The organism is Methanothermobacter sp. CaT2, from assembly GCF_000828575.1.
GTDB lineage: Archaea > Methanobacteriota > Methanobacteria > Methanobacteriales > Methanothermobacteraceae > Methanothermobacter.
Genome location: NZ_AP011952.1, coordinates 472,971 through 495,884, shown reverse-complemented (window position 1 = coordinate 495,884; position 22,914 = coordinate 472,971). Strand labels below are relative to the sequence as shown.

25 protein-coding genes are annotated in these 22,914 nt (G+C 50.5%); 18 read left to right on the top strand and 7 right to left on the bottom strand.

Going from position 1 to position 22,914, the window contains the following annotated elements:
* Positions 1-99 precede the first annotated feature (99 nt).
* The 5 genes from MTCT_RS02495 to MTCT_RS02475 all read left to right on the top strand — a co-directional run bounded on the left by MTCT_RS02495 (position 100) and on the right by MTCT_RS02475 (position 3,245).
* The gene (locus MTCT_RS02495) at positions 100-765 is read left to right on the top strand and encodes a histidinol phosphate phosphatase domain-containing protein (protein ID WP_048175376.1); all 666 of its coding nucleotides are present in this window, start codon (positions 100-102) and stop codon (positions 763-765) included.
* Between the two features lie 500 nt (positions 766-1,265).
* Complete coding sequence (locus MTCT_RS02490) at positions 1,266-1,904, top strand: flavin reductase family protein (protein WP_048175375.1); 639 nt, start codon at positions 1,266-1,268, stop codon at positions 1,902-1,904.
* A complete protein-coding gene (locus MTCT_RS09435; protein ID WP_010876212.1) occupies positions 1,901-2,152 on the top strand; it encodes a dTDP-4-dehydrorhamnose 3,5-epimerase family protein in 252 nt (83 codons plus the stop codon). The genes MTCT_RS02490 and MTCT_RS09435 overlap by 4 nt, the downstream gene beginning before the upstream one ends.
* Complete coding sequence (locus MTCT_RS09430) at positions 2,124-2,447, top strand: dTDP-4-dehydrorhamnose 3,5-epimerase family protein (RefSeq protein WP_197538713.1); 324 nt, start codon at positions 2,124-2,126, stop codon at positions 2,445-2,447. Before MTCT_RS09435 ends, MTCT_RS09430 begins: the two co-directional genes overlap by 29 nt.
* Before the next feature lie 21 nt (positions 2,448-2,468).
* The gene (locus tag MTCT_RS02475) at positions 2,469-3,245 is read left to right on the top strand and encodes an AAA family ATPase (RefSeq protein ID WP_048060846.1); all 777 of its coding nucleotides are present in this window, start codon (positions 2,469-2,471) and stop codon (positions 3,243-3,245) included.
* A 140-nt stretch (positions 3,246-3,385) separates the two neighbouring features.
* Here MTCT_RS02475 and MTCT_RS02470 read toward each other — a convergent pair whose 3' ends face one another.
* A complete protein-coding gene (locus MTCT_RS02470; RefSeq protein ID WP_010876209.1) occupies positions 3,386-4,318 on the bottom strand; it encodes an Ig-like domain-containing protein in 933 nt (310 codons plus the stop codon).
* A 258-nt stretch (positions 4,319-4,576) separates the two neighbouring features.
* Here MTCT_RS02470 and MTCT_RS02465 point away from each other — a divergent pair, with 258 nt between their 5' ends.
* On the top strand, positions 4,577-5,530 hold the full coding sequence (locus MTCT_RS02465) for a zinc metalloprotease HtpX (protein WP_048175374.1): 954 nt from the start codon (positions 4,577-4,579) through the stop codon (positions 5,528-5,530).
* 225 nt (positions 5,531-5,755) lie between these two features.
* On the opposite strand, the gene MTCT_RS02460 is transcribed toward MTCT_RS02465, so the two are convergent.
* Together MTCT_RS02460 and aroD are read right to left on the bottom strand one after the other, a co-directional pair.
* Entirely contained in the window at positions 5,756-6,370 is a 615-nt protein-coding gene (locus MTCT_RS02460) for a S24/S26 family peptidase (protein ID WP_048175373.1), read from the bottom strand.
* A 2-nt stretch (positions 6,371-6,372) separates the two neighbouring features.
* Entirely contained in the window at positions 6,373-7,038 is a 666-nt protein-coding gene (gene aroD / locus MTCT_RS02455) for a type I 3-dehydroquinate dehydratase (RefSeq protein ID WP_048175372.1), read from the bottom strand.
* 230 nt (positions 7,039-7,268) lie between these two features.
* Between aroD and MTCT_RS02450 the strand changes: the two genes are divergently transcribed.
* From MTCT_RS02450 to MTCT_RS02435, 4 genes are all read left to right on the top strand, one after another.
* Positions 7,269-8,000, top strand: coding sequence for a hypothetical protein (locus tag MTCT_RS02450; protein ID WP_048060844.1), 732 nt, complete (start codon positions 7,269-7,271; stop codon positions 7,998-8,000).
* A 155-nt stretch (positions 8,001-8,155) separates the two neighbouring features.
* Positions 8,156-9,022, top strand: coding sequence for a succinate--CoA ligase subunit alpha (gene sucD / locus MTCT_RS02445; RefSeq protein WP_084126134.1), 867 nt, complete (start codon positions 8,156-8,158; stop codon positions 9,020-9,022).
* A complete protein-coding gene (gene hmgA / locus MTCT_RS02440) occupies positions 9,022-10,215 on the top strand; it encodes a hydroxymethylglutaryl-CoA reductase (NADPH) (protein ID WP_048175371.1) in 1,194 nt (397 codons plus the stop codon). The genes sucD and hmgA overlap by 1 nt, the downstream gene beginning before the upstream one ends.
* Positions 10,216-10,236: 21 nt before the next feature.
* Complete coding sequence (locus tag MTCT_RS02435) at positions 10,237-10,815, top strand: TIGR00267 family protein (protein WP_048175370.1); 579 nt, start codon at positions 10,237-10,239, stop codon at positions 10,813-10,815.
* A 289-nt stretch (positions 10,816-11,104) separates the two neighbouring features.
* Here the strand turns inward: MTCT_RS02435 and MTCT_RS02430 are convergent, their stop codons facing one another.
* From MTCT_RS02430 to MTCT_RS09390, 4 genes are read right to left on the bottom strand one after another with little or no spacing between them, the layout of a single operon-like run.
* Positions 11,105-11,938 carry a TatD family hydrolase gene (locus tag MTCT_RS02430; protein WP_048175369.1) on the bottom strand — a complete coding sequence of 278 codons (834 nt, stop codon included), beginning with the start codon at positions 11,936-11,938 and terminating at the stop codon, positions 11,105-11,107.
* Positions 11,939-11,942: 4 nt separating this feature from the next.
* Positions 11,943-12,641: a DUF116 domain-containing protein gene (locus MTCT_RS02425; protein WP_048175368.1), complete on the bottom strand. Its 699-nt coding sequence runs from the start codon at positions 12,639-12,641 to the stop codon at positions 11,943-11,945.
* 47 nt (positions 12,642-12,688) lie between these two features.
* The gene (locus MTCT_RS02420; RefSeq protein ID WP_048175367.1) at positions 12,689-13,174 is read right to left on the bottom strand and encodes a hypothetical protein; all 486 of its coding nucleotides are present in this window, start codon (positions 13,172-13,174) and stop codon (positions 12,689-12,691) included.
* Positions 13,162-13,317 carry a hydrogenase maturation nickel metallochaperone HypA gene (locus MTCT_RS09390; RefSeq protein WP_143485748.1) on the bottom strand — a complete coding sequence of 52 codons (156 nt, stop codon included), beginning with the start codon at positions 13,315-13,317 and terminating at the stop codon, positions 13,162-13,164. The genes MTCT_RS02420 and MTCT_RS09390 overlap by 13 nt, the downstream gene beginning before the upstream one ends.
* A gap of 171 nt (positions 13,318-13,488) precedes the next feature.
* On the opposite strand from MTCT_RS09390, the gene MTCT_RS02415 reads away from it, so the two are divergent.
* The 8 genes from MTCT_RS02415 to MTCT_RS02380 all read left to right on the top strand — a co-directional run bounded on the left by MTCT_RS02415 (position 13,489) and on the right by MTCT_RS02380 (position 22,901).
* The gene (locus MTCT_RS02415; RefSeq protein WP_048175366.1) at positions 13,489-15,492 is read left to right on the top strand and encodes a VWA domain-containing protein; all 2,004 of its coding nucleotides are present in this window, start codon (positions 13,489-13,491) and stop codon (positions 15,490-15,492) included.
* Between the two features lie 224 nt (positions 15,493-15,716).
* A complete protein-coding gene (locus MTCT_RS02410; RefSeq protein ID WP_048175365.1) occupies positions 15,717-16,226 on the top strand; it encodes a DUF367 family protein in 510 nt (169 codons plus the stop codon).
* 2 nt (positions 16,227-16,228) lie between these two features.
* The gene (locus MTCT_RS02405; RefSeq protein ID WP_010876192.1) at positions 16,229-16,375 is read left to right on the top strand and encodes a 50S ribosomal protein L40e; all 147 of its coding nucleotides are present in this window, start codon (positions 16,229-16,231) and stop codon (positions 16,373-16,375) included.
* 42 nt (positions 16,376-16,417) lie between these two features.
* Positions 16,418-17,155, top strand: coding sequence for a geranylgeranylglyceryl/heptaprenylglyceryl phosphate synthase (locus MTCT_RS02400; protein WP_048175364.1), 738 nt, complete (start codon positions 16,418-16,420; stop codon positions 17,153-17,155).
* Between the two features lie 212 nt (positions 17,156-17,367).
* On the top strand, positions 17,368-17,913 hold the full coding sequence (locus MTCT_RS02395) for a hypothetical protein (protein ID WP_048175363.1): 546 nt from the start codon (positions 17,368-17,370) through the stop codon (positions 17,911-17,913).
* Positions 17,914-18,003: 90 nt separating this feature from the next.
* Positions 18,004-18,840 carry a hypothetical protein gene (locus MTCT_RS02390; protein ID WP_048175362.1) on the top strand — a complete coding sequence of 279 codons (837 nt, stop codon included), beginning with the start codon at positions 18,004-18,006 and terminating at the stop codon, positions 18,838-18,840.
* A gap of 270 nt (positions 18,841-19,110) precedes the next feature.
* Positions 19,111-20,763 carry a DNA polymerase/3'-5' exonuclease PolX gene (polX, locus tag MTCT_RS02385; RefSeq protein ID WP_048175361.1) on the top strand — a complete coding sequence of 551 codons (1,653 nt, stop codon included), beginning with the start codon at positions 19,111-19,113 and terminating at the stop codon, positions 20,761-20,763.
* 11 nt (positions 20,764-20,774) lie between these two features.
* Positions 20,775-22,901, top strand: a complete 2,127-nt coding sequence (locus MTCT_RS02380) for a response regulator (protein ID WP_048175360.1) — start codon at positions 20,775-20,777, stop codon at positions 22,899-22,901.
* Positions 22,902-22,914 lie beyond the last annotated feature (13 nt).

Below are 22,914 nucleotides of genomic sequence, written 5' to 3'. Positions count from 1 at the left end.
CTTTGATGTGTATCAACAGCAATATAATGATTTTCAGGGAGGAGAGAATTGTTGCGACCCTCCCGGTACAGACTGTAATGATTTCATGGAGGGCCTGAAATTAGAAAGAGGATAGATCTTCACACCCACAGCCTCCTGAGTGACGGTGAGCTCCTGCCATCCGAACTTGCAAGGAGGGCCTGTGTACTTGGACATGAGGCAATAGCCATCACTGACCACATAGACGCCTCGAACATAAACACCATAACAAACCTCATCGACGCCGTGGAGGACATAGGTGATAACTGGGACATCACCGTTATCCCTGGGGCTGAGATCACACATGCGCCCGTTGAGATAATTGAGAAACTTGCAGTGAGGGCAAGGAGGCTCGGGGCCGAGGTGATTGTTGTACACGGCGAAACCCTGGTGGAGCCGGTGATCCCCGGCACCAACCATGCAGCGGTAAGCTGCCCGGAGGTTGATATACTGGCCCATCCGGGCCTGATAACGATTGAGGACGTTGAACTGGCCCGTGAGAATGATGTGACCCTTGAGATAAGTGCCAGGAAGGGGCACTGCCTTGGTAATGGTCACGTGGCAGCCATTGCAGGGGAGGTTGGTGTTCCCATCGTGATTGACACGGATACCCATGCACCTGGGGATCTGATCGACTATGAGATGGCACGGAGGATAGGCCTCGGGGCCGGTCTAACCGAGTCTGAAGTGGAGGAGGCACTTGTGAGGAACCCCAGGAGGCTCCTTAAAAGGAATGGTATCCTCTGAAACTTGAAATGGATTCAGCGGATTTAAGGCGGCTTCAGCTGCTGTGGAATTCTATCTCCTTTTTTTTCTTCGGTTCTGCTGCTGATTCAGATAGAATATCTTATATAATCCGCAGCTCTCATAATAATCCTTTGAAAGTGTTCGGGATCTTTAATGTGTTCCTTATATAATTTTGTATCCTATACTCGTATTTTGATCCATGATACTGTTAGAATCCCCATTTCATTTTTTAACTCAGTTTAATTAGCTAATCCGGCACTAAATCCATAAGATTCTCGTATAGGTTATCTGAACTTCCAGTGAATTATTTTGAGTGATTGTTGTTTTTGCTTTTCTTTGGAGGATGTGATAATACATACTCCACGAGTTCCCTCAACTTTAAACCACCACTACAGGAAGTAGTAATAAGCATTAAAGAATATACGGCAAAATAATAATACTTTTTGATTTAGAACTAATATTTATATATACAAGAAGAGAAAAAATGGATTGGTGATAATATGATACTTGAAAATTTTAAGAGAGAATCTCTGATACCGCTGCCAGTGGCATTTATCTCAACGACAAGTAAAGATGGAATTAGGAACATAGCACCTTATTCATGTGTTATGCCAGTTTTACGCCCCTTTGATCTGATCTGTGTGGCTTCAGCAAAGATGAGAGACACGGTTGTTAATATCAAAGACACTGGGGAATTTGTTATTAATATGCCAGGGGTTGAAATGGTTGATAAAGTGATACCAACAGCTTCGCATGTTCTTTTTGATGTTAATGAATTTGAACTGGCGGATTTAAAGGAAAAACCCTCAAAAAAGGTCAAAGCACCGGGAATTGAAGGGTGTTATGCATGGATGGAATGTAAACTGCATAACATTTATGAAGATGAGTATGAAGGCTTTCCTTATTTATTGATCCTCGGTAAAGTTGTGCATCTTGAAGTGGACGATGATATCTACAACCCAGAAGATGGTTCATGGGACATAGAGAAGGCTAACCCTTTAATGATGGTAGAATCGGATCGTGGAATGCATTTCTGCACTGTTAGCGATATCAATAAATTTGAACCCTACGGTGCAATGTTCCCGGATGGCAAGGATCCTTTAGCATGGATGTATGAAAAAGGGGAGACCCGCGAATGAAACCAAAAAGTTTAAAAAATTTTGATGAACTGGAAAAGCCACGAGTTCAAAATATTCCAGGTTTTTATGGAGAAAAACTCATTGACGGAGTGGTTATAAATGATCTGAAAATGTTCAGTGATGAAAGGGGATTCCTGATGGAACTCCTTCGTTTGGATGACAAGAAACTGAAAGGAGAGAATATCAGGCAAATTAATTGCTTCATATTCCTATCCAAAGATGATCAAGGGCTGGAATCTTCACTCTAAACAGGAAGATCGTCTGATCTGTGTCGTGGGAATGGTAAAGCTTGCCCTATATGATTACAGGGAAGATTCACCTACATATCAGGTCCTTAATGAGATATTTATGGGTGAAAAATGTCCCTGTGTAGTCTATATCCCTCCTGGAATTTTTCACGGTACGAAAAATATAGGTAATAAAATATCGGTGGTAATCGGAATGCCTTCTCTTCTTTACGATCCTGAAAATGTTGATGAAAGGAGGGTCAATCCTCTTGATAATGATATAATCCCTTATAACTGGAACTGTAGGATGGAATAATTCAAGATGGAAGGTTTCGGCATGCCCAAGTTAATTATTAGTGGTCGAGGCGGAAGTGGAAAGAGCACGCTGGTAACTTTAATAGCTCACACACTTAAAGAACAGAAAAAAAGGGTCCTGGTTGTTGATTCGGATGAATCTAATATTGGATTAAGTGGGATCTTAGGAATTGAGCCAGCAGAGAAAACTCTCATGGATTATCTTGGCGGTAAACCTCGTGTAATGAAAAAGTTGAGGTCAATGATCAGAGATGGGGAAACTGAACCCGAACTTTTCAGGGAAAAATTTGATCTAGAGAGTCTATCACAGGAATTTGTGTGCTGGGTTGGATCTTTAGGTTTAATGCAGATAGGAAAAATTGATCATGCAATGGAGGGATGTGCCTGTCCTATGGGAGCTGTAACGAGAGATTTCCTGAATCATGTAAGATTAGAAGAAGATCAATGGGTTTTAGTAGATACTGAAGCAGGAGTAGAACACTTCGGGCGTGGAATAGTGGAGGGGGCAGATGCTGTAGTGATGGTGGTAGATCCTTCCAGTGATGCAGTTCTACTAGCAGAAAAGGCTGCAAAACTTACCCATGAAGCAGATAAACGTTTTGGAGTAATCCTCAACAAAATTGATGAGGAAACGGAGCCAATTTTGACAGAACTATTAACTTCAGAGGGTAACGAAATTAAAGGTGTTCTACCTTATTCACCAGCTATAACCAAAATGAATCTAAAAGGGGAATCACTGGGAGCATATGCTGTTAAAAATGAAGTGGATGAAATCATCAGGGAATTAATGAAATGTTAGTGTAGAAAACAGCACAGAAGCGCTTTTATCCTGCAGTTTTATAATCCAGAAAAAGAAAAGATCTCCCAACGATTCTCTAGGCTTACATATCCATCATTAGAACAATTCTAAAAAATAAATGAAGAATGGTTTTTTCTACCCTATCTTCTCCCGGTCCTGAACCTAAGCGTCCATTTATTCTCTGGGGCGTCAACCAGTGCACCGGCCGGTATGGTGAGGGTGTACCAGCTGTTCCGGGATAGCCTGTAGACTGGTTTCACATAGAGGGTGTTACCGGAAACCCATGTCCTGACCCTCACAGATTTACCATACCTGTTTTTGAGGGTTACCCTGCTCCAGTACCTTCCAGGTTTTATTGTCTTTGAGAAGGTGACCCTTATTATCGGCCTCCTTGAGGTTACAGCTCCCGCAGCCGGGCTACTTGAAGTGATGTTTATACCCCTTGAAATGTAGGTTCTGAGGCTTTCAAGGCATGATATGAACATACCTGCGTCGCTGAGCTTTCTTGACTGGCTGTCATATTTATAGGTCTCATATATTATGGTGCTGTATCCCTGTGAGGCTATCGGCACTGTCACGTACTGAGGACTCGTTGCCTTTGGGGGTGTATATACTCTCAGGAAGCCCATCCTGGATACTATCTGTTCCGTGTAATTTATGGTTGCAAGGTTCTCTGAGATCACATAGAGGAAGCGGGGGTATGCGTATCCACTCTGACGGTAAAGGTTTTCATGGCAGTCAATGACCAGCATGGGCTTCTCATTCTTTACATCAGGTACAATGAAGTTCCTTGCAAGTAGCTGGCCGTTCATACGGCCCTTCGAGTAGTCGTAGGCATTGGATGTCACATGGACGCTGTAGAGGACGTATCTTTTTGTGAGGTTTGAGGTCTGGAGGGTCTTCCTCACGGCTTCATGTATACCTGACTCACGGGGATGAACCCCTATTATGAGTCCTATGGTCTCATTGGAGCTCTGGTTACCGTAGTAGTCCTTCTCAACATAGCCGTAACTTGTATTGCCTATCTGGACGGCCTGACTGGATCCGATAAGGGCAAAGATGGTCACTAACATTAGAACTTTCCATAGATTCCTGATATTATCATCCCCTTAATATGAAATATACTTTAATATTTAATAAACTTTGGGTCTCAGGGAATGGTCTCTTTGGTCGGGGTGCTATGCTACATGCGGATCCCGGCTACCGTGCTTACAGTCAGGAACCTCCATATTCAGGGCCCTCCATACCTTACAATAATAACAAAAGATTTATATCATCACATAATAAAATAACACTTTGTAACTAATGGCTCGATGGAGGAAAAAGCCAAAATGAGAAGACTCAGCACATGGAAACTGAAGCTCAGAATGTTCCTGGCGACAGTACTTTTATTCGGATTGATCTATGCGATACTCATGGTCGTAGGATCCATCCTGGGACTTGGAGGACCACTCTTCTATGCCCTCCTGGGTTTCGGAGTGATATTCCTGCAGTACCTCATCTCCCCGAAGATAGTGGAACTCACAATGAACGTCCACTACGTGAGCGAAGCAGAAGCACCCCGACTGCATGCAATGGTCGATGAACTTGCACGAAGGGCCGGCATACCCAAACCAAGGGTCGGAATAGCGGAGATCGCATTGCCCAACGCATTCGCCTTCGGAAGAACAAAGGCTGATGGAAGGGTGTGCGTGACCCGGGGGATACTCAACCTTCTTGATGAGGAGGAACTGAGGGCAGTCCTCGGACATGAGATATCCCATATAAAGCACAGCGACATGATAGTCATGACCCTGGTGAGCGCCGTCCCCCTCATATGCTACTACATATTCTGGAGCACGGTCTTCAGCAGGGATGATGAGGCAAATCTGGTGGGTATTGCAGCCCTCCTCGCATACTTCATAGGCCAGCTCATAGTACTCTTCATATCAAGGACAAGGGAGTACTACGCTGACCAGGGTAGTGTGGAGATTGGTGGTCAGCCACACAAACTTGCAAGCGCACTCTACAAGCTTGTCTACGGCTCAGCCCAGTTCAACAGGGACGACCTGAAACAGGTCGAGGGTGTCAAGGCCTTCTTCCTGAATGATGTGTCAGCGGCGTACGGTGAGATAGAGGACCTCCGCCAGCTTGACATGAACATGGATGGGACCATAGACCTCGCTGAACTCCAGAGGATAAAATACGGTGGAGTTAAGGTCGGACTGGGTGCAAGGATCCTTGAACTGTTATCAACACACCCGAACATGCTTAAGAGGGTTGAGAGGCTGTCCAAATTCACCTGATTCTTTTTTATCTTTCTCTGAGGGAATTGTCTGAGTTCATCAATTTTTTTTGAATTTGAGTTCTTTGAAACGGTTTTTCAGTACCTGGATCTAGATTAGCTGCAGATCCATAGAGTGAGTCACCATGGTGTTGAGACAGAGAAGGTATGTCCTCAAAAAGGAAGATGGTGTCATCAAAAAATAATGTTGCTGGGAATCTCTGATTCTGGAGGTCCAGAAAGGGTTTCAGTACTCCTTCACAACACCCACAATGGCTGACCTTGGAACCCAGGTGTTCAGGGGTGTTCTCACAATAACGGAGGTCGGAGTGTAGATGCGTTCAACCTTCTTGTTATCACTCATCAGGTAGACCCTTTCAGGTTCGATCTTGCCGACCCTCTTCACAATGAGGCCGTATTCAGGGTGCCTTGCTATTACTATGTCCCCCACGCTGTACCTGTCTGTCTTGAGGACTATGAGGTCCTGGCCGTCCTTCAGTGTTGGATACATTGAGTCACCGCTCACAACGGCCGGCATTGGGAGCTGGTCAACACCGAACTGTGACTCTATCCTGACGTTAACCTCCCTGTAACCGTACCTCTCTGCTATGTCAGTAACGTCCTTTTTTATTGATTCAACGGTGCTGTCAGGGTCATTGATGACATCCGCCATGTAGTCCCCTATCTCCTGCTCCATCCCTGCGGGGACCTTCTGGAAGAAGATGGTGTCGGCCTCAACGGTGATGTTAACACCATCGGTCTTTATGGTTATGTCAACAGAATCCACATGATCAAGGTAGTAAAATGCACCTGAAACCGCGATGATAGCAAGCACTGCAATGGCAATCAGAACCTTCTTCATGGTCAATCCTCCGGCATGAGTTCTCTAATCATTTTCCGGGTTACATCAACATCCATCTGTCCCGGGGCTGTCCCCCTCCCCATTGATGCGAAGGTGATGGGTGAGCCAAAGAGGGCGGCTGCAACCCTCGTGTATTTACCGAGTTCCCCCATGGATATTGCCACAGTGTCCTCCTCAAATGTGAGGAGCTGGAGTACCACCAGGGTGTCTGCCAGGTTCTCTGGCATCACAGCTACCTTGGCGATGTCACCCATCTCCTTAGCCATCCTGACGATCCTCAGGAGGGCCTCCAGTGAGGGCGTCTCCCTGAAGTTATGGTAGGATACGATGCTTCTCCTGGCACTCCCTGTGACCCGCTCTATGTCCTCACGGGCACTGCTGAGTTCAATATCCACGAAGTCGGCGACCTCAGCGGCAGCCATCAGCAGCTTTATTCTTTCATCCTCGCTGCCACTGAAATGACCACCCTCGACAGGTGATCGGTTGGTTGCAATCACAGGGAACCCTATATCCTCTATGAGTTCCCTGATATTAACTTCTCCAGGATTCTGGAGGCCATCAATTCTTATTTCAAGGATATCCGCACCTGCATCAATGGCCCTCCCGGCTGACTCAGTAACCTCCGGGGCTGTCTTCTCAAATACAGGGACACAGATCTTTGTGTTCATGTGAAATATTTCTCCCACACTTTTTTGGAGTCTTCAGAGAACTAAAGATTTTAGTGTGATTCTTTATGTCCCTTTTGATATAAAATAATTTTTTGAGGGGAGCGCTGATACCCTCTGAGGCCAGCCCTCCCATATATTTACATGCCTCCCTCCAGTTCCCCATCCCCATGAGATGAGGTCCCCTCTAAACTATTTATTCAGGCAGCTCAAATTAGGTATAGGTGATCGTTTTGAAGATAACTTCCATAGGTGCAGATATATCAGATAACGATACGAGCTGCAGCAGGGAACTTATAGCATCCCTTGAGGCCTCCATACCGGGACTTCTTGATGCGGGTGCAGAGAGCGCGGCACTGACAAACATAACCGGCGACGACGTTGTTATAAGTGCCTTCGTGGAGGATGACATGCTTGAGACCGTGAACAGGGCCATAGTTGAGATACTCAGGGATTCATCAGAGAGCCTGGGAGACCTTGAGGGGATATCAGATGAACCAGACGGCGCGGGGGAGGGCATATCATATGCAGAGGCAGCTGTACGGCAGGACAGGTACCCGGATGCAGTTATACTGGCATTTGACACCTATGGTGGTGAAGACTTCGTGGCTGACGTTGCAAATTCTGCCATAGCCGCAGCCAGGGGCATGGATGGGGTTACCGATGTGAGCCAGGAGATAAGGCCGGGTGTCCGTGAAATCCCCGGGGTGGGCTATGTATCTGATAAGACCGACGACCCGGTGGTTGCTGCGACCATAGAGGACATTGAGAGTGTTGGCGTTGCAGCAGGGGCGATGCTCGGCGCTGCACTCGGCCATAAGAACGTCCACCTTGTAAGGAGGGGCTCACCATCATATGTAATACCCGGCAGCGTCATAGTTTCAGCCACAGCCTTCCTTAACGGTAACCTCATAGACCTCGCAGTACCCTTTGAGGAGAGGACGAGGATACTGAGGGTTTTATGATTTTTTCAGTGACCTCCACCGATGTGGAGTCATATTATCCTTAATTGTGAAGGGCTCTTCAGAACTCTATCATAATTAAACACTTCTCCTGAACGGCTCTTCATGAGCATAATTAAATATTTCAGACCACAAAAGAAAGGATGAGGGGATCAATCATGATACTGCTTGATGAGGATACCAGGTGCCTTGTTCAGGGCATAACAGGTAAACAGGGATCATTCCACACTAAACAGATGCTCGACTATGGAACCCGCATAGTGGCGGGTGTTACGCCCGGTAAGGGCGGCCAGGAGTTCCTTGGCGTGGATGTCTACAACTCGGTGGAGGAGGTCACCGAGGAGACCGATGTCAATGCATCCATAATATTTGTACCTGCACCCTTCGCAAAGGACGCGGCCTTTGAATCAATAAAACATCTGGACCTTGTTGTAATAATAACCGAGCACATACCTGTCCATGACTCCATGCAGATAATGGAGTACGCCTCTAGGATGGGTAAGACGGTTATAGGCCCCAACACCCCCGGCATAATCACTCCGGGTGTCGGGAAGCTTGGCATAATGCCCACCCACATATTCAGCGAGGGAAGCATAGGCATAGTCTCAAGGAGCGGCACACTGACCTATGAATTTGCAGCCCAGCTCACAGAGGCAGGATTCGGCCAGAGTACATGTGTGGGTATCGGGGGGGACCCTGTAACAGGACTCGGATTCGTGGATGTACTTGAAAGATTCGAGGATGACCCCGATACAGAAGCCGTCGTCCTGATAGGTGAGATCGGCGGGGACGCAGAGGAGAGGGCTGCCAGTTACATAGAGGAGATGTCAAAGCCTGTTTTCGCCTTCATATCAGGTGCAACTGCACCCCCAGGTAAGCGGATGGGACATGCAGGGGCAATAATCGAGGGCGGCACAGGAACCGCCAGCAGCAAGAGGGAGGCCCTGGAGGCGGCCGGGGCAGTGGTTGTTGACAGGCCATCAGCCATAGTCCATGAGATCAGGGCCCACATGGGGGTGGGCTGATGTCAATCATGGATGACCTCATGGAGGGGAGGATCAAACTCTACGAGATCGAAAGGCACGTCCCGGTGGATGAGGCCGTCAGAATAAGAAGGGAGTTCATTGAGAGGACCTGCGGGGTTAAACTTGAACACGTCTCAAACTACACCATGGATATGGAGCGCGCCTCAAGGAGGAACATAGAGAACCCCATAGGGGCTGTGCAGATCCCCCTGGGAGTGGCGGGGCCACTCACTGTGAGGGGTGAACACGCAGACGGTGAATACTATGTTCCCCTGGCAACATCTGAGGGTGCCCTCGTCGCATCGGTGAACAGGGGGTGCTCGGTGATCACACGGGCCGGAGGGGCCACCGTCAGGGTGACGGGCGACTCAATGACCCGCGCACCCGTCATAAGGACTGGATCAGTGGTTGAGGCCCTCAGACTGAGGGAATGGATCTACGAGAACATTGATGCCCTCAGGGAGGAGGCAGAATCCACAACCAGGCATGGTAAGCTCGTTAAGATAGACCCTGTTATGGTGGTCGGCTCCTACGTCTACCCACGCTTCGTCTACACAACCGGCGACAGCATGGGGATGAACATGGTAACCATTGCAACCGAGAGGGCCCTTGAACTCCTCACCAGGGAGACCGGGGCCCATGTGATAGCACTGAGCGGTAACCTCTGCACCGACAAGAAGCCCGCCGCCGTTAACCTCATAGAGGGGAGGGGTAAGAGTATAACAGCCGAGATCACGGTACCCGGCGAGATGGTCGAGTCTGTCCTTAAAACAACGCCTGAGGCCGTTGTCGAGGTTAACACAGCCAAGAACCTCATCGGTTCAGCAGCAGCAGGTAGCATGGGCTTCAATGCACATTACGCCAACATAATAGGGGCCATATTCCTTGCAACAGGACAGGACGAGGCCCACATAGTCGAGGGAAGTCTGGGGGTTACCATTGCAGAGGAGAGAAAAGGGGACCTCTACTTCGCGGTGAACCTCCCGGATGTCCCCCTGGCAACTGTCGGCGGCGGCACAGGACTTGAAACCGCCTCTGAGTGCCTTGATATCATGGGTGTAAGGGGCGGAGGCAGGGTCCACGAGTTTGCAGAGATAGTTGGAGGGGCTGTTCTTGCAGGGGAGCTGTCCCTGATGGGTGCCCTTGCAGCGGGTCACCTTGCACGTGCACACAGTGAACTCGGTCGTGGATGATTAAGAGGTGGATGATCTGGGATGGATGTGCGTGGATTTATTCATGAGTACATAAATATGAGCAGGTACGTGGCCCTGGGCACCCTTGATGGGATACTGGCTGTTATGGGTGTCACCCTGACAGCAAGCGGTGTTGCAGGTGCCGGCGGTCTCAGCATGGATAACTACCTCATAGCCCTCACAGGACTCAGTGGGGGTGTGGCCCTTGCAATGTCCAATGCCTTCGGCTCATTCATTGGTGAGAGGGCTGAGGAGACCAGGACCATGCGTGAACTTGAGAGGAAGATGATGATGGATGAGGGTAAACTCGATGACACCATCATCCACCAGCAGGCCCGGAGGAGGGTGTACATGAGCATGTTCACCCATGGGTTCTCAAGCTTCCTGGGATCCTTTGTACCGGTCCTGCCCTTCCTTTTGATAGATGACAGGTTAACCGCCACCATCGTCACGCTTCTGCTCTGCCTCATCGCCCTTTTAATCCTTGGAGTATACCTTGGAAGGGTTTCAAGGGAGAATATCTTAAGGACGAGCCTTGAGGTCGTGGTCATAGGGGTACTTATAGGGGTGGTGAGCCTGCTTCTCGGGGGTTCGCACTGACCCCCCTGGTTCTGTTTTTAATCTCCACATTTCACTGCATGCCCCGGAATGTATCTGAATGAAGTAAGGCCATATTCTGAAAGAGAAACGCTGCGAAGCTGCTACCGGTAAGGTGAGAACGAGGTTAAGACGGGGTACTGTTGGATAGGAGGAAATAATCTCTGAATAACTGAAGGAATATCAGGGATCTTAAAACCATTGTAGCTTAAAACTTTATCCACGGCTCTGTTCCTCTGGGATGGGCTAAGCCCCTGATATACGGTTTTTAAGATAGGCAGAATGGAGTCATTTAGATCCCGTAGACCCTCTCAACGGTCTCCTCGTGGATCCTGTAGGCATCTTCCTCGGTGAAGATCCCCTTATTGATAAATTCAAGGGTCCTCCTTGGCACTGTTTTTGGACCAAGGACGGCACCGGGCCTTCTGATATCATCAAGGTAGTCTGTCTCCATCAGGAAAGGACCCCCCTTCCTGATACCATCCCTCACAACCTCCCTTGAGGCAATGAGGGATGGAGTGAGACCATGGTTCTCCTCAGGGGCTGTAAAGGGCCCTGAGAAATGCTTTATAACCATATGCTTCTTTATACCAGCCCTTTCAGCCATACCAGCAAATTCCCTGAACTCCTCTGGGCCCGAGCTCTCGGTGTGTAGCTGAACAGGGCATGAAGCCTCGGCTGCAAGTTCCATGGCATATACCATGAGCCTGTTATGGGCTGCGAGCTCCTCCTCACTGACCGGGTAGTGGGGCCTTCCGACCTCGCCGATGGCCACAGCCCTCCCCTCCAGTACCAGGGACTGGGCGTATTCCAGCCCGTCCCTGATCATCTCCTCAGCCCTCTCAATCTCACGGCCGGCCTCAAGGAGCCTTGATAGCTCTGCAGGGTGCAGTCCCACAACTGCATGGGCCTCAACTTCAGTCTCCCTGTTGATCATCTCAACGTAGCCCAGGACCGTGTCCATGGTTTTATGGTAGTCGGTACCTGCATTTATGGTCCAGGAGGGCTTATTCGGGATTATCATCCGCCTGCCCCCTGCCCTGTAGAATTTCTCTGCAACTGCAACCGGGCCCTCACCGTTAACAGGGTCAACGTGTATGTGGTTATCGGTGATGGGGATGTCCATCCTATCACTGCTCCGGTGTCTTCCCCGGGACCTGGCTCATGCAGGCCCTTGGTCTTCTTAGCTCCTCCTCTATTCCCATCTTCTGCAGGACCGCCCTGAAGTCCACCTTTGTCTTGAAGCAGCCGTCCCTCAGGAGGGGTACACCCTGGGGCGAGAACTTCGACAGCTTCATCATGGCGAGGTTCAGGTCCTGGTAGCATGCAACCCCCAGGACAGCCTTGAATCTGTGCTCCTCCACGATCTTCTTTATGAAGGTTGACCCGGGTATCACGAAGACCGTGTATCCGATGGCCTCAGCCCTCTCCTTGATCTTCCCTATGATGCACCTGTTGCATCCGGTGCAGATCAGCCCTGTCCTTTCGAGTCTGGCCTCGCACTCGGGATTTCTGAGGCAGTGTGGCAGTACAAGGGCCTTATCATGGGGGTCTATGGATTTGAACCGCTTCTCGTTGATCTTGTTCCTGACCTCAACACCTATCTGGTCCACTATGCGGCTGTTGAGGCCAAGGGTCTCTGAGAACTTCTTGAATGGTCCATAGAACATGTCGACCGTGATGAGGAGGAGCCTGGGGAATATAAGTCTGTCCTCATTCAGGAGGAGCCTCCCAAGGAAGAGGCTTGAAGCCAGCATAACCAGTATGCCCACCCCTGCAAGGAACACCAGCTGTCCAAATATCTGATAGAATTCACTGATCATGGTCATTCACTGTGATGGTTTATGTGGCCCTGCCTTAAAAATAGTTTCCCACATCACCAGTCAAGTACCTCCCTCCACACCCTGATACCCGGGGGTGCATTCAGGAGTTCAACACCACCATCCACCGACACGATCTCCATGCCTGAGAGTGCCGGTGCAGAGCAGAGGAGGTGGTGGTCGGGGTGCGTACCCGGCGTTATGTCACAGCTGAGCCTCACCCTCTCTGCTGCTGAGACAACCATCTTCAGTCTCCTGGAACCAGGGTGATCCTCTGGCAGGACCACCAGGGGGTTCCCGGTCTCGAGGAGGAGGTATGCAAGGGCCTTTATACCCCTCCTCATTTTATCATCGGCCCTGAAGGCGGATATGACTATGAGGTCCTGGGGTTCGAGGAAGAGGGCAACCTCATCCTCTGCTGTGTTCATGAACAGTGTCCGCTCTCTACCTGATGGTATGATACCGAGGACCCCCCCGGCCTCGACAAATAGTATCTCGTCCTCACTGATTTTGAATTCCAGGGTACCACCTAGCCTTCGCATTCAACGTTATCTGACTGGCATGATGGGCAGATAACCCGCCTTCCAACGCCCTTGAATTCGTTTCCACAGTCAAGGCACCTGCATTTACGGGTCTTCATCTTCTTAATATCAATATCAGCCATTGGACCTCCAACGGTACACATGATATCACCTGTTACTTCTATGGGACCCATCACTTATCTATTTTATCCAGAGGGGCCTGCATGGCCCCAGCTTCATCCTAAGATATGGTGAAAGCTTAATACCATACCATGTAAAAACTTATTATTCAGAATAAATATAGAATTATATGGTTAGGATGACCAGGTGAGTTAATGAAGAACCTTATTTTTCCATTCACAGCAATAGTAGGACAGGAAAAGGTTAAAAAGGCCCTTATACTCAACGCAATAAACCCGGGGATAGGTGGTGTCCTCATCAAGGGTGATAAGGGCACAGGTAAGACAACGGCGGTGAGGGCCCTGGCGGACCTTCTGCCATCCCTGAGGACGGTTAAGGGCTGCCCCTTCAACTGCGACCCGGAAGACCCGGAGGGGGCATGTGACATGTGCCGCAGGGGTGACGTGGAGGTTGAATACCGCAAGATGAGGGTTGTTGAACTCCCACTGGGGGCCACAGAGGACCGTGTTGTCGGGTCACTTGACATCGGGAAGGCCCTCACCGAGGGTATAAAGGCCCTTGAGCCCGGGATACTCGCAGAGGCCAACAGGAACATACTCTACGTGGATGAGATAAACCTCCTGGATGACCACCTGGTCGACGTGCTCCTGGATGCAGCGGCCTACGGTGTCAACACAGTGGAGAGGGAGGGCATATCCCTCCAGCACCCCTCAGGGTTCATACTTGTGGGGACAATGAACCCTGCAGAGGGCGAACTGAGGCCCCAGCTCTCAGACAGGATAGGTATACACATAAACGTGGAGACGGTGACCGACATAAAGCAGCGGGTCCTCATAATGAAGAGGAGGGATGAATTCGAGGACGACCCGGAGGGCTTCGTTGAGAGGTTTGCTGAAAGCCAGAGCAGTCTCCGCGACAGGATAATGGCTGCCAGGAAGCTTCTCCCTGCGGTGACAATCGACGATGACCTCCTTGAGCTGATAGCAAGGGTCTGTGTTGATGCCGGTGTTGACGGCCACCGGTCTGACATTGCAATAGTGAGGACATCAAAGGCCATAGCAGCCTTCAATGGAAGAAGAAGGGTCCGTGAGGAGGACGTTGAGGATGCAATAGTCCTTGTACTTGGTGAGAGAATACCCGGCAGGAGCTACAACCGCGAGAACACAAGGAGGGAGATGCAGAGGGCCCGTGAGGAAATGGAACGTGAGAGAGAATCTGAGGAGGATCAGGGCGACTCAGAGACATCATCAGGGGGTGAAGGTTCCGGGGGTTCTGAGGGTGAAGAGTCAGGTCAGGGCGCAGGAGGTTCTCAGGGAAACGGAAGCTCAGAGTCCCGGGGTTCAGCCTCCCTGGCAGGCCTATCTGCAGGGGGACCAGAGAGAAGCCCTGAAACAGAGGACGTCGAAGTCGATATAAAGAAGCTCCTTAAGGTCAGGGGTAAGAAGAAGGAGAGGCTCTACGGTGCACGTGTCGAGTCAAAGACAAGTAAGGGGAAATACATAAGGAGCAGGTTCCCGAGGGGTGAGCCAGGGGATGTTGCCATCGACGCCACAATCCGTGCTGCAGCCTCCAGGGGCGAACGTGAGATAAGGCCCGGTGATATAAGGGAGAAGATACGCAAACACGGTGCAAGGGCATCAATCGTCCTGGTGGTGGATATAAGCGGGTCAATGTTCTCTGACAGGAAGGCCGCTATGGTCAAGGGACTCATAGAGAGGTTCATAGAGGATGCGCAGAGGCACAGGGACCGTATAAGTGTGGTTGGCTTCAGGGGCAGGGATGCGAAGGTCATAATACCCTCAACTGCCCGTGCATCATCATTCAGGGATGCCGTGGAGAGTATAAGGGTCGGGGGCACAACACCAATGGCCCAGGGCATAAAGAGGGGTCTTGAAATACTCAGGGAGGAGAAGAGGCACGGCGAGTACGTTCCATTCATGGTCATACTCAGTGATGGCATGCCAAACGTGGGGACCGGCAGGGACCCAAAGAGGGAGGCGGTTGAGGCCGCCTCAAGGCTGAGGGAGGAGGATATACCCTCAACCGTGATAAACTTTGAGAGGGGATCCAGGGGTGGAAGGGACCTAAACATGGAGATAGCCCTGGCCTCAGGTGGCAGCTACTATGACCTCCACGACCTCAGGGACCCATCAAGCGCTGTCTGTAAGATAATGGAGCATGAGAGGGGGATGTTCTAGCAGAGGTTACTTTGGTATCCTTCATCTGGAGCATGGGAGGGGGATGTTCTAGCAGAGGTTACTTTGGTATCCTTCATCTGGAGCATGGGAGGGGGATGTTCTAGCAGAGGTTACTTTGGTATCCTTCATCTGGAGCATGGGAGGGGGATGTTCTAGGACGGGCCACTTAGGATCTCCCCCATCCATCCAAATTATTTATACATGGACATTCCAATATCACCCTGATGAGAATAGTGGTATACCATGCAGAGGAGTGTGACAGGAAGAAGTGCACCAGCCTTAAACTGGGCAGGAAGGGAAAATTTAAAATAGTAAATAGTCTCAACCAGATACCCAGAGGTGCACTTGTCCTCAACCCTTTTTCTGAGAAGGCAGTCTCACCCGCAGACCGTGACATGGTCATGAGGAGGGGCATCGCAGCCCTGGACTGCTCATGGAAAAAGGTCAGAAAGTCATCGGTCATATTCCAGACCGCAGGGAACCACAGGTCGCTGCCATTCCTGGTGGCCGCAAACCCCACCAACTATGGCAAGCCCTGCATACTATCAACTGCAGAGGCTGTGGCGGCAACCCTTTATATAGTTGGACTGAAAGATATAGCGTCTGACATCATGTCCTACTTCAAGTGGGGTCCACACTTCCTGGACCTCAACCGTGAACTTCTTGAAGCTTACTCCCGGGCTAGGGATAGCCGTGAGGTTGTTGAGATTCAGAACAAATACATAGGAGGCTAATTATGGCAAGATTTGAGGAAGCAGAAAACAGACTATTCAATATCAAGATCTGCCTTAAATGTAACGCCAGGAACCCACCAACTGCAAAGACATGCAGGAAGTGCGGTTACAAGGGATTAAGGTACAAGGCAAAGGAACCGAGGGGTTAAATACTCCCACTCCCCCATTTATTACTTTTCTGAGTGTTCAAAATGAAGGTTGAAGATTATTTCCATGATATTCTTGGGGAGAGGAAGATACACCTTACCCTCATCGATCCTGAGGAGCAGACCCCCGAGGAGGCAGTTGAAATCGCAGAGGCCGCCATAAGGGGTGGTACCGATGGTATAATGCTCGGGGGGTCAACCACCGATTCCAGTGAACTCGATGCCACCGCGGGGGCTCTGAGGGAGAACATAGATGTACCGATAATACTTTTCCCTGGGAACACCACAGGTGTCAGCCGCCACGCAGATGCGATATTCTTCATGAGTCTCCTCAACTCAAACAACCCCTACTGGATCATAGGTGCCCAGGCCCTCGGCGCCCCAGCCGTTAAGAAGATGGGGATAGAGGCCCTCCCGATGGGTTACCTTGTGGTTGAACCAGGGGGTACGGTGGGCTGGGTTGGAGATACAAAGCCTGTCCCAAGGAACAAGCCGGACATTGCGGCAGCATATGCCATGGCAGCGGAGTTCCTTGGCATGAGGCTCTTCTACCTTGAGGCGGGTTCAGGTGCCCCCCAGCATGTCCCTGAGGAGATGATATCCCTTGTTAAGAGGTGCACGGATCAGATACTCATCGTGGGTGGCGGTATAAGGACCGGGGCGGATGCTGCGAGGGTTGCCTCTGCAGGTGCAGATGTCATAGTCACGGGTACCGTGGTTGAGGACAGCTCAAACGTTGAGGATAAGATCCGGGAGATCGTTGAGGGAATGGCGTCTATCTGATTTGTGGTAACATTTATTTTTTTCATGTTGTCTCATGGAATGTTTACAGATGGCGTCTATCTGATTTGTGGTAACATTTATTTTTTTCATGTTGTCTCATGGAATGTTTACAGATTCTGCTTTAATGCTGTATAATGGTGAACTTTTCACAGTAAATTATATAGATGTGTGTATTGATAGAATTTATTAAAACTGTACAGGGGGTGATTAGAGTGAGAGAACTCATGGCAGTACTCCTTATATCAGTGATACTTATGGGATCAGTCCCTGGAGTGTTCGCAGCAGTATCACCATCCTCCACACAGCAGCTTCAGGCTGAGGTTGAGCCAACGATAGCAATCGGAGCATTCTGGAAGGGTGGTGCAGATAACAGTACAATATACCTCCTTGATCTCCTCGCCGATAACCAGGAGTATACATGGGATGGTGGATCAGACGGTGAACAGGTCCGGCATTCATCCAACGTTGCCATAGACCTTTATGTGCGTGCATCTGGACACCTTGCGAACGGTACAAATACCATATCCCTTTCCAACCTCAAATATGGGGATTATGATGCCGGTGTATCAAAGACAGCATTCACCACCAGCTACGCTCTTGTTAAGGAAGACTGGGCCCCTCCATCACAGGGTTCGGAGGCAGTAATCCCAGTTGACCTTTACCTGCTTGTACCATTTGCAACTCCACCAGGCAACTACACCACAACGATATACCATGCCGCCGTAGAGACGGGTGGAACGGCACCATCAAGTCCATAGTAAAATAATCTTTTTTCATTTTTTTATTGTGGAGGTGTTAAACTGTACAGGAGAATTGCCCCTATATTAATACTGATACTCATCATATCCATGATTGGGGAGTGTTTCGCAGTCGGTGTTGCTGTGGCGCCCACAAGGTTTGAGTTCAGGGGTGTGGGGACACACAACGGTAAGATCACGGTTTCAAACCCTTATGGTGAAGTTCTTGAGGTCACAGTAACCTCCAAGCGAATACTGAAGGATAGTAGGAACCTTCTGCTCCTTGATGATGGAATTGCTGACTGGATAACTATCAGCAATGGCTCATTCACCCTCAGGCCAGGTGAAAGAAGGGTTGTGGAATTTAATGTTAATGTGCCCTCCAGTTACGATTACAGGGACGCTGTGGGGGCTCTTCTTGTAACAGCAACCACCCCCTCGAGGAATATTGCCCATCAGGGGACATCGGTGACCCTGAGGCAGGCAAATGAGGTGATAGTCCCTGTAGTGGTAGGCCTTCCAGGGGATATAAAGGAGCGACTGGCTGTTGAGTCATTCACAGGACCTGCACTGCTGATTGGATTAATGCCCGGCAGATTCTTCTACACAATAAAAAATTCAGGGAACGTCTATGAGAACTTCACATCAAAAATGAGGGTCACTGGATTTCTAGATCATACTGTAAGTTCAGGTGGGGGTGTGTATCCAGGGGACAGCTACTCAGATGAACTAAAATGGACGCCGGGTATACTGGATGCTGGCATCTACAGGGTGGCCCTCAGCGTGGATTATGGTCGTTACAGCAGCCAGGACCCTCTCCTATCTGAGAGAACAGTGATTGTTATTCCTGTATGGCTGATAGTCATCGTGGCACTCACTGTGACCGCATGGTTCATAAGATCAAGGAAGCCACGGATTCCCAGGATCCGGTTGAAGATAGAGAGATAATCATCCTTTTATTTTAGATCAAGGAAGCCACGGATTCCCAGGATCCGGTTGAAAGATAATCATCTTTATTTTGGCGACTATAAGATAATCAGCGCCAGCTTCTAAGATTATGGATTTACCGGTGAGACAAGACCCTTGACAGGCATTCATGGCATATTAACATGATTTTCATTATTTGCATAGAATCTCCACGTCACAGCAAAGATGGTTTAATTAACATGCAACATATGCAAAGATGTTTAATTAACATGCAACATATAATATGGTTTTATGAAAAACCATCTGGTGGCCCATATTCTGAACCGTGTTGCTGACTACATGGAACTCAGGGGCGATGAATTCAGGACAAAGGCCTACAGGAGAGCCGCAAGGACGGTGGAATTTCTCGGGGAGGATATAGAGGATGTGGCAGCCCAGGGTAGACTCATGGAACTCCCGGGGATAGGGCGGAACATCGCTGCAAAGATAGAGGAGATACTATCCACGGGTTCACTCTCGCTCCTGGAAAAAATGGCAGGGGAATACCCGGTGGACCTTGACTCCCTTCTCTCAGTGGAGGGTGTGGGTCCGAAGACGGTTAAACTCCTCTACGAGGAGCTGGGGATAAAGACCCTGGACGACCTGGAGGAGCAGGCGAGGAGGCACCGCATCAGGAGACTCAGGGGGATGGGTGAGAAGAGGGAGTCAATGATACTCCGCAACATTGAACTTGCAAGGTCAAGGGTCTCCAGGAGGCCCCTGGCCTACGTGGTCCCAATCGCATCAAGGATAAAATCAGAGCTCCTTGAACTCGAGGAGGTGAGGAGAGTGGAGGTGGCCGGCTCCATAAGGAGGGGCAGGGAGACCGTCGGGGACATCGACATCCTTGTAACGGCCACAGACCCGGAGATGGTCATGGAGCACTTCACATCCATGGACCTCGTTGAGGAGGTTGTTGTTAAGGGCCCCAGGAAGTCAACGGTGCGCCTCAGGGAGGGTCTTGACTGCGACCTCAGGGTCTTCGATGATGAGGTCTTTGGATCGGCGCTACTCTACTTCACCGGTTCATGGGAGTTCAACGTGGAGCTACGGAGGATAGCCATCTCCTCCTCAATGAAACTCAGTGAATACGGCCTCTTCAGGGGGGATGAGAGGGTCGCCGGCAGGACAGAGGCAGAGGTCCTGGAGGCCCTGGGACTCAGTTACATCGAACCCGAGCTCAGGGAGAACCACGGAGAGGTGGCCGCTGCAGCAGAGGGGAAACTCCCTGACCTTTTAAATATGTCAGATATCAGGGGAGACCTCCACATGCACAGCCTCTTCAGTGATGGGATGGACACAATGGAGTACATGGCAGAATACGCATCCATCCTGGGGAGGGAGTACCTGGCATTCACAGATCATGCAAGGTACATAGATGACATGGACGCATACCTGAGGGCCGCGGAGCATGTTGAGGACCTGGAGGTCCTTGCAGGCGTGGAGGTTAACATACTCCATGATGGGAGCCTTGAGGTTCCTGATAGAATCCTGCAGGACTTTGACCTGGTTGTTGCGAGCATCCATGACCCCGGGAACATCACAGAGAGGCTCCTGGGGGCCATGGAACATGACCCCGTGGATATAATAGGCCACCCAACCGGGCGCATACTCGGGGCACCCGACCCCCTCGTTGACATGGAGAGGGTGGTTGAGCGGGCCGCTGAGGTGGGAGTCGCCCTGGAGGTGAACTCCAACCCATTAAGGCTGGACCTCAGGGACACCCATGTCAGGATGGCGGTTGATGCAGGCTGCAGGATCGCAATAAACAGTGACGCCCACTCAAGGGGGGCCCTCGAGAATATCAGGTGGGGTGTTATAACCGCAAGGCGCGGCTGGGCAGAACCAGACGATGTAATAAACACCATGGGCATCAGGAAACTCAGAAGGTGGCTTGGAGACTAAGGTGAGGTTCAATGACGTCAATTCTGATAGTGGAGGACGAGGCACTCATAGCATCGGACCTTCAGATGAGACTTGAGGATATGGGCTACGAGATCGTTGGGACTGCGGCCACAGGTAAAGAGGCCCTCAAGCTGATAGCGGAGAAGAGACCTGATCTTGTACTGATGGACATAGTCCTGAGGGGCGAGATGGATGGTGTGGATGTGGCCCGGAGGGTGAAGGAACTCAGGGTCCCGGTGGTGTTCCTCACAGCCTACTCTGACCCAGAGACCTTGGGGAGGGCCAGGAGGGCCGGGGCCTACGGGTACCTCCTCAAACCCTACGATGACCGGACACTCAGGGTGACTGTTGAAACAGCGCTCAGGAGGTACAGGGCGGATATAAGGGATCTCCTGAAGGTCCCGGGGGAGAGGGATAGAGGAGTAATGGCGGGGGTCCTTGTTGTGGAGGATGAGGCGATCGTCGCGGCTGACCTTTCACATAAACTGGAGGAGGCAGGGTTCAGGGTGGTGGGGGTTGAGGATACAGGTGAGGGCGCAGTTTCAGCGGCCGCAGAACTCAAGCCCGACATTGTAATCATGGATGTATACCTACGTGGGGAGATGGACGGTATCCAGGCCGCGGAGCTGATACAGGGTGAACAGGGGATCCCGGTCATATACCTCACCGCCTACTCCGATGACTCAACACTCGCAAGGATACTGGAAACTGAGCCCTACGGGTACCTCCTCAAGCCCTTCAGCACCGAGCAGCTCAGGGCCGAGATAGAGGTTGTACTTCAGACCATCAGGGATACAGAGGATTACTCAAGGAGGATGCACGAGGTCATCGTCACCAAGGCAGAGGAGATGAGGATAGAGAAGACCGGAGTCTTCTTTGTATCATCGGTGATATCTGGACTTGCAGCCTACGGCTTCATAACACGGAGTATGACCTGGCTCATGTACACCCTCTTCATACCGGTACTCTACAGCCTGCTGCACCTTACATTCAGCTTCAGGGAACCCGAAAGACCCGTTTCAGATGCCATGCCCATGGTGAGTATCGTGGTCCCTGCAAACAATGAGGAGAACACCATTGAGAGGTGCGTTGAGACCCTATCATCACTGGACTACCATGTAAACGGCAGGAGGAACTATGAGATCATAGTGGTGAACGACGGGTCAACGGACCGTACCGGCGAGATCCTCGAGGAGCTGGTGAAGAGGTACAGGCACCTGAAGGTTGTGACAAGGAGGGCCCCCTTCGCCTTCAATGGTAAGGGGTACGCCCTTAACGATGGCGTGACGATGGCGGACGGCGACATCATAGCGGTATTCGATGCCGATGCAAGGGTTGAACCGGATTTCCTCAGGTGTATAGTCCCCCACCTTGATGGTGATGATGTGGCCGGCGCCCAGTCCAGGGTCAGGATGTACAACGCCGATGAGAACATCCTCACCAGGATGCAGGACATCGAGTTCGCCATATTCGGTAACGTCATCATGAGGTCAAGGATGAACATGGATGTCCCCGCCTTCCTTGGGGGTAACGGGCAGCTTGTTAAGAGGAGGGTGATTGAGGAGATAGGGGGCTGGGATGGTTACGCTGTCACAGAGGACCTGAACCTCAGCGTCAAACTGATGCTCAGGGGTTACAATGTCAGGTATTCCCCTGAGGCCGAGGTCTTCCAGGAGGCCGTGAGTGAGTGGCCGGCCTTCTTCAGGCAGAGGACGCGGTGGCTTACAGGTAACCTTGAGACACTCTTCGTCTATCTTGCCCCGATGATCGATGCCCCCATAGCACTCCACAGGAAGCTTGACTCAATATTCTACCTATTCTCCATGATCTTCATAGGGTTCGTCATGCTGGGGTACCTTGTATTCATCCTCAACCTGGCGGGCTTTGGATTCAGGATGGAGGCACCCTTCATAATAGGACTCATATCAACTGTAGCATTCTTCCCCCTCACGATGAGCGGTATAAGGATGGACGGCTACAGCATCCCCCGTACCATCATACTGTCAATTGAGTACTGGGCCTACTGTTTATACCTGCTGCCACTCTTTGCGGCCGCAGCAATTCACATGTTAAGGAGGCGTGAGAGGCGCTGGGCCAAGACGGTCCACAGGGGGGAGGGTGAAGGTTCAGAACAATAGTGGCAGAGCATTG